Origin of the sequence: Fictibacillus sp. Mic-4 (assembly GCF_049843615.1) — a bacterium.
In the GTDB taxonomy this organism is placed as follows: domain Bacteria; phylum Bacillota; class Bacilli; order Bacillales; family Fictibacillaceae; genus Fictibacillus_A; species Fictibacillus_A gelatini.
Genome location: NZ_JBBHZM010000007.1, coordinates 109121 through 116241, shown reverse-complemented (window position 1 = coordinate 116241; position 7121 = coordinate 109121). Strand labels below are relative to the sequence as shown.

At 44.0% G+C, this 7121-nt stretch carries 8 protein-coding genes; 4 read left to right on the top strand and 4 right to left on the bottom strand.

Annotated features, from left to right (window positions below; genetic code table 11):
• Nucleotides 1-134: 134 nt before the first annotated feature.
• Nucleotides 135-548, bottom strand: a complete 414-nt coding sequence (locus tag WD019_RS07700) for a DUF1992 domain-containing protein (RefSeq protein ID WP_425711125.1) — start codon at nucleotides 546-548, stop codon at nucleotides 135-137.
• Between the two features lie 145 nt (nucleotides 549-693).
• Nucleotides 694-1659, bottom strand: coding sequence for an ABC transporter substrate-binding protein (locus WD019_RS07695; protein ID WP_425711124.1), 966 nt, complete (start codon nucleotides 1657-1659; stop codon nucleotides 694-696).
• 174 nt (nucleotides 1660-1833) lie between these two features.
• Between WD019_RS07695 and WD019_RS07690 the strand changes: the two genes are divergently transcribed.
• Genes WD019_RS07690 through WD019_RS07675 form a run of 4 tightly spaced genes read left to right on the top strand, consistent with a single transcriptional unit; the run spans nucleotide 1834 to nucleotide 5455 of the window.
• A complete protein-coding gene (locus tag WD019_RS07690) occupies nucleotides 1834-2841 on the top strand; it encodes a FecCD family ABC transporter permease (RefSeq protein WP_425711123.1) in 1008 nt (335 codons plus the stop codon).
• The gene (locus WD019_RS07685) at nucleotides 2838-3884 is read left to right on the top strand and encodes a FecCD family ABC transporter permease (protein WP_026676188.1); all 1047 of its coding nucleotides are present in this window, start codon (nucleotides 2838-2840) and stop codon (nucleotides 3882-3884) included. Before WD019_RS07690 ends, WD019_RS07685 begins: the two co-directional genes overlap by 4 nt.
• Before the next feature lie 13 nt (nucleotides 3885-3897).
• The gene (locus WD019_RS07680) at nucleotides 3898-4716 is read left to right on the top strand and encodes an ABC transporter ATP-binding protein (RefSeq protein ID WP_425711122.1); all 819 of its coding nucleotides are present in this window, start codon (nucleotides 3898-3900) and stop codon (nucleotides 4714-4716) included.
• Nucleotides 4691-5455, top strand: coding sequence for an IucA/IucC family C-terminal-domain containing protein (locus WD019_RS07675; RefSeq protein ID WP_425711121.1), 765 nt, complete (start codon nucleotides 4691-4693; stop codon nucleotides 5453-5455). Before WD019_RS07680 ends, WD019_RS07675 begins: the two co-directional genes overlap by 26 nt.
• A gap of 24 nt (nucleotides 5456-5479) precedes the next feature.
• Here WD019_RS07675 and WD019_RS07670 read toward each other — a convergent pair whose 3' ends face one another.
• Together WD019_RS07670 and WD019_RS07665 are read right to left on the bottom strand one after the other, a co-directional pair.
• On the bottom strand, nucleotides 5480-6544 hold the full coding sequence (locus WD019_RS07670; RefSeq protein ID WP_425711120.1) for an NAD(P)H-dependent flavin oxidoreductase: 1065 nt from the start codon (nucleotides 6542-6544) through the stop codon (nucleotides 5480-5482).
• 20 nt (nucleotides 6545-6564) lie between these two features.
• On the bottom strand, nucleotides 6565-7077 hold the full coding sequence (locus tag WD019_RS07665) for a redoxin domain-containing protein (RefSeq protein WP_425711119.1): 513 nt from the start codon (nucleotides 7075-7077) through the stop codon (nucleotides 6565-6567).
• Nucleotides 7078-7121: the final 44 nt, after the last annotated feature.

Here is a 7121-nt window from a genome sequence, read left to right as displayed (position 1 = left end):
CATTCTCTCTTGTTTTTTGTCCTTGAGAACCCCTCTCTTGGACATATTCAGGCATCGTCTCTTGTTTTTGTCCTTGACAACTCCTTTATGGGCAAAACAAAGCCGCTGCGACAACTTTTCACAGCGGCTTTTGCTTATAAATAATCGTTAATATTTAATTTTCGCTTTTGCGCGTTCGGAGGACAGCTGAGATTGTGGTTTACGATTTTTTTATTGATTTCTTCAACCGTTTTTCGAATGTTGTATTCCACTGTATATGACTTCAATTCTTCTTTCAATGCTTCAATTTCTTTGCTCAATTTTACCCATGACGGAAGGATATGATTATTTTTCATGATTTTGTTCAAACGTTTTTGCGGATTATAGGAAATGTCATCATCATCAAATTGGATCGGTTTTCCTTTCCCTGGCAAATGATCGAATGCCCCATCTTTTTCCGCTCGTTTAATGATCGCCGTAATATGGTCTTCGTAATACCAGCCTGTTTGCTCGTCTTTCATCAAAATCTCTTTCTTTTGCAGCTCTTTTTCAAGTTGGTCTTTTTTCATACAAATGCCTCCTCTCATTTTGTAGGATGCAGAACTACGTAGCTTTTCTTATTTTCATCATACGATTGAAAGCGTTTTCCTTCTACGGTAAGATGTGACAATATATCAAAAACCACCGGATACGTGTTCCGATGGTTTTGCCAGCTTATTTAATATGAAAATAATTCTCGATGTCATCGAGCATCAGGTTTGCGGCAATGACGCCTCCCGCAGTATTCCAAACCGCGTCGTCCACGCGATGGGCATTGCCTTTTTTAACAACGCTTAAGTTTTTCCATAATGGATCATTCGTCCATTCTTTTTCCATTTTCGTCCCTTTTCCATCCCCCGGCTCGTACGTAAAGTAGAACATAATATCCCCATCCATATCCGGAATTCGCTCTCTCGTAACGTCATCGGCAAAGCCGTCATTATCCTGGACTTTAGGACGGGCAAAGCCGAGCTGGTCAAAAATTACCCCTGAAAATGTATTTTTGTAATAAATCCGTGCGATTCCCGGCATAAAGCGAACAAGGGAAACTTTTGTATTCAGCTTATCTCCAGCCTTTTCTTTGATCGATTTGACGCGATTGTCAAAGTCATCCAATACTTTTTGACCCTCTTTTTCTTTATTTAACGCTTTTGCATAAAGTTTGAAGTTATCCTTCCAATTTCCTCTTAAATCTTCGGAAAATACAGTTGGCGCGATTTTACTTAATTGACCATAAATTTTTTCCTGACGCATTTTATTCCCGATAATTAAGTCCGGCTTTAATGCCATGATCGCTTCAAGGTTGACGTTACTTTCTTCACCGACGACCTTAACGCCTTTCATTTTATCTTTAATATGGTTATACCACGGATCTCCTTCCCATGATTTAACCGCGCCAACAGGTTTAATTCCCATGGCGAGCACAGCTTCGGTTCCTTCATTCGTTAAAACGACAACTCGTTTATGGCTTTTCACTTTTGTTGTACCCATTGCATGCTTAACCGTGTACGACTTTGAAGAATCAGTGTTTGATGATTCTTCGTTTCCGCCATCTTTTCCTCCGCAAGCCGATAGCGATAGCAAGAGAATGAGCGTCATGAAAAAGATACCCATTTTTTTATATGTAGCCTTTGAAACCATTTTCTTTCTCTCCCCTATCTTTTGTTGATAATGAATATCATTTACAGTTAGTATCATAAATGTATAGAGTAACTGTGTCAATATATAATTGATAATGATTTTCAAATTCATTGACATCATCAAACTTCTTCTACTAAACTAGAAAATGAAAATATTGTTTAAGTAGAGGTAACAATGAACGGAATCATTCATTCAACACGATTGAAAATTATTGCGCTGTTCGTCGGGATGCTACTCCTTTGTTTGCTTATGGCATTAAGCGTTGTCTCGGGCTATACGGATACGAGCTGGGAGACGGCAATCAGCGCCTATACCCATTTCGATGGATCCAATGCGCAAATCATTGTAAAAACGTCGAGAGTGCCGAGGGCTATCATTGGTGCCGTCATCGGGGTTAGCCTCGCGATTAGCGGCGTCATTTTACAGGCAATCACGAGGAACCCTATCGCCTCTCCGGAGTTTTTTGGAATTAATGCGGGAGCCGGTTTTTTTATTGTTGCAGCCGTCACTTTTTTAGGCATCAGTTCGCTTCAGCAATTTATGTGGATCGGTTTTCTCGGCGCTGGGATCGCCGGTATCTCTGTCTATGCATTGGGTTCTGCTGGACGGGAAGGATTAACGCCAATTAGGCTCACTCTTGCAGGTGCGGTAATGGCCGCGTTGTTCGCTTCCTTAACCCAGGGAATGCTTGTTTCAAATGAGAAAGGATTAGAAGAGGTTCTGTTTTGGCTCGCCGGATCTGTCGAAGGAAGAAAGCTTGAGCTGCTCGCACCAGTATTACCCTATCTGGTCTGTTCGTGGATCGGCGCGCTTTTTCTAGCCCGGCAGCTTAATACATTTTCCCTTGGCGAAGATGTAGCAAAAGGCCTTGGCCAGCGAACCGGTGCATTTAAGCTACTTGCGACCCTTCTTGTCATTTTATTGTGCGGCGGGTCCGTCGCCGTTGCCGGTCCAATCGCCTTTATCGGTGTTGTCGTACCGCATTTCGCCCGTTTTCTTGTCGGGTCCCATCACGGATGGGTCATTTCGTATAGCGGTGTAATCGGGGGCATTTTATTAGTCGCAGCTGACATTGCCGCACGATTCATCATTATGCCGGATGAAGTTCCTGTTGGTGTCATGACCGCCATTATCGGCACGCCATTTTTTATTTACATTGCACGAAAAGGAAAATTCAAATGAACAAATATTGGATTCTTCGCTCAAAAAAAATTTCGTTTTTACTGGATAAGAGAGTGTTCTTTTTAACATTGCTACTATGTATCATTACTATTCTCGTCATGATCGTAAGTAGCAGTGTTGGCGAGCTACATATTCCTCCTTTAGAGGCGGCCAAAACATTGTTCGGTTTCGGCTCGGAAATGAATGAAACCGTCATCCAAAAATTCCGGCTTCCGAGAATTCTAATTGCTTTTATTGCCGGTGCTTCTCTCGCGCTTAGCGGTGCGATCTTGCAAGGAGTGATTCGAAATCCTTTAGCGTCACCGGACATGATCGGCATATCGACAGGTGCAGGATTTGCAGCCGTTACATTCATTACGATGTTTAGTAATAAAAGCAATGCGTTAACGGTCAGTATTCATTATCTTCCGGTTTTTGCATTTATCGGGGCAACGATCGCCGCACTATTTATCTACTTTCTCGCCTGGAAAAAAGGGGTAAGCCCGACGCGCCTTGTACTCATCGGCATCGGATTAATGGCTGCCTTCCAGGCTTTGACAACCTTAATGATTATTTTAGGCCCGATTTATGCGGCCAGCCAGGCAACGATCTGGCTCACCGGTTCAGTTAACGGTGTGTCATGGCAAGATGTGAACGGCCTCCTTCCATGGTTCATCCTTTCCCTACCGGTATTAGCCGTCCTTGTGCGCAGGCTGAATGTTCAGGAACTGGGAGATGAGCTTTCGACAGGACTTGGTGTAAATACAAACCGTGAACGTTTTTTATTTTTAATGATCTGTACCGCCCTCGCCGGGTCTGCCGTTGCATTTAGCGGCGCAATTGGATTTGTCGGCCTGATCGGGCCACATATTGCAAGAAGGCTCGTCGGTTCTTCCTTTGGAGGATTGCTTCCGGTTTCAGGATTGATCGGCGGACTGATTGTACTCATCGCTGATTTGGCAGGCAGAACGCTGTTTTCTCCTTTGGAAGTCCCTGCTGGAGTATTTACGGCAGCGGTGGGAGCGCCATATTTTCTCTATTTATTGTTTAAAACAAACGGATAAGGAGTGGATGGAAATGACTGTTTTGCGTGCGGATGACTTAACGCTTTCATACGGAAAAGAAAACATTATTGATGGCCTTCATTTAGAGATCCCAAAAGGGGAAATTACCGTTTTTATCGGCAGTAACGGATGCGGCAAGTCAACGTTGCTCCGTTCGATGGCACGCCTTTTGCAGCCAAAAAGCGGAGCGGTCATTTTAAATGGAAAAGAAATTGCGAAACGTTCCACGAAAGAAGTAGCAAAAGAATTAGCCATCCTTCCCCAGGGACCGGTCGCGCCCGAAGGATTAACCGTTCTTCAGTTAGTAAAACAAGGCCGCTTTCCTTACCAGTCCTGGCTTAAACAATGGTCGGAAGAAGATGAAGCGGCCGTTGAAAATGCGCTTGAGGCAACCAATATGACGGCGTTTAAAAAGCGTCCCGTTGACTCTCTTTCAGGCGGCCAGCGCCAGCGCGCATGGATTGCCATGACGCTTGCCCAGGGAACTGACACGATTCTTTTGGATGAACCGACAACCTATCTTGATATGACACATCAAATTGAAATTCTTGATCTACTATTTGAATTAAACGAAAAAGAAAAACGGACGATTGTCATGGTGTTGCACGATTTAAACCTTGCCTGCCGTTATGCCCACCATCTTGTCGCTATTCAAAACAAAGCGGTATACAGCCAGGGGGCTCCAGAAGAAGTCATGACGGAAAAGCTCGTTCAAGACGTCTTCCGCATGCCTTGCCAGATTACAAGAGATCCGCTCTTCGGGACACCGATGTGCATTCCGTATGGAAAGGGGAGAATGGTTCGAAATGCGGCAAGAAACCAATATGCCTGATCATTTAGGCTGGACAATCGAAGAACAATCCTATTTAACAGACCACTACCGGTTTCAATTTCACATTCCAATCAATGTCCCGGTCTATCCCGCTGGCGACCTATTGTTCCGCGAGCCGTTGCTAAACTTCCTAAATAAGGCGGGGAGGAAAATAGGTTCAAATGAATTAACCGTTACTGCATCGCTGTTTTTTAAACGTTATGCCTTTTGCGGCCTCACGTCTTCACTTTATGCAATGACAATGTTAAACAAAGCGTTTGACATGCGATTGAACAACATCGTCATTATCGACCAGGAAGCGGAAGATATGTGGCTTCCTTCGTTCACGCTGAAAAACCTCCACGGAACATCTTTGACAGGAAATCGAAAGCAGTGGCGTTCAGCGATTGTAAAAACGCTCTTTGCGGACAATATGACGATCATGCTGGAACATCTCGCAAAAGAAACGAGAGCGCCAAAAGCAATGTTATGGGAAAATGCCCGCATTTACATCGTCTGGCTATATGAAACGTGGTTAAAGGAAAACCATTCCGAATCCATTCAAAAGAGAATACAAGATGACTATCAATTTATCATTCACGATGCTGAGCCGTATCACTTCGGCACGATGAAAAAAAATCCGTTTTTCCGATTCGAACATAATCATCAAGAACGGCAACGGCAAACATGTTGTTTATATTACCGGACAGAGAACGGAACATGTTGCACGACATGCCCGCGAAAAAACCTCCGCCATTAAATGAAATTTTGGCGGAGGTTTCTGCTAGAAACGAATCCCATGTACGATCGTTTTTGCTTCGCTCATAATCGTTTCAATGATTTTTGCAGCCGGCTGTTTTTTGCCCATTGGCGCCGCCTGGCCCGCCCACATGTGGACATATTCCCTGTTCTTTTTGGCAGCGGAAGCTTTTCGTATATCATTCGTTAACGCATTTTGGACAGGGTATGGAGGCAAATCGGATTCCTTCTCCATTTCAGCCATGAACGAATTTCTTATTCCTCTTGCCATCTTTCCGGAAAATGCTCTTGTCAATTGAAGATCCGTTTCCTCGCATTCCAAAATGGCCTGTTGGTGCAACTGCCTTGCTCCGCTTTCTTCCGCTGTTAGAAAGGCCGTTCCTACTTGCACTCCCGCCGCCCCGAGGGCGAGGGAAGCAACTAGCCCTCTTCCGTCCATAATGCCTCCGGCCGCGATGACGGGAACGTTCACCTTGTCTACAATTTGCGGGACTAAAGCGATCGTTCCGATCAGGGCCTCTTCTTCTCTTCCGATAAATGTTCCGCGATGCCCACCCGCTTCGCTTCCTTGCGCAACGATCACATCAACGCCCACTTCTTCCAATATGGCCGCTTCCTTTACGGTTGTTGCCGTTCCAATAACCGTAATGCCGTGTTCTTTTAACTTGTTCATGATCGTTTGAGAAGGACAGTTAAATGTGAAGCTTATGATTTTGACATCCGATTCGATAACGGCTTCCAGCTGTTCCTGAAAATCTTCCCCATATTTTGACACTTGTGGGCTTAAAGGGAGGTCTAATTTTTCTCGATATGTATTTAAGCGCTCTTGCATTCGATGAATTTGCTGCCTATCCACGACGAATTCTTCGGGCAAAAATAAATTTACGGCAAATGGCTGGTCCGTCAACTCCTTTATTTTTTTAATCGACTCCTTGATCGCTACAGCGTTCATGTAACCCGCGCCAAGTGTCCCAAGTCCGCCAGCCTTGCTTACTGCTGCAACAAGTTCCGGTGTCGTTGGGCCCCCTGCCATCCCCGCCTGTACGATCGGATATTGAATGCCAACAAGGTTGCACAATCTTTGATCCATTAAGTCCACTCTCCCCTTCGTTATTTTTTCATCTCTCTCCATTTCTGATGAATGACATTTGATGTTTCTGTCATATGTTCAGCCCAATGATTATCTTTTTTTGTAAAGATCACTTTTCCCTTTTTATCCAGCATACCATATCCCCGGTAAGGAACCGTATCATTTCGCATGTTCATATGCTCGATCAACTTAAATTCAGGGTCAGATAAAAATGGAAACGGCGGTTCCAATTCATCGTGCAAATATTTAAGGCTTTTCATTGTATCGCTACTTACAGCGTAAATATTGACATCCATATCATTAAATTTTTTCACATTTTCTTTTAAAAGAGTAAGCTGTTTTTTACAAAGGTCACAGCCAGCTGTAGTAAAGAAAAAAATAAGCGCAGGTTGATCCCCGGGGAAAATATGAACGATTTCACCATTTGTATTCTTCAATTCAATAGACGCCTCTTGTCGGCCGGTGCATCCGGCAATTAATGCGGCAACCATTACAAATAGCAATGTGAAGATGATCATACGAAGGAATTTCAAAAGCGTGCCCCCCTTTCCTAATTATCTATAGTGTTCGCATATTT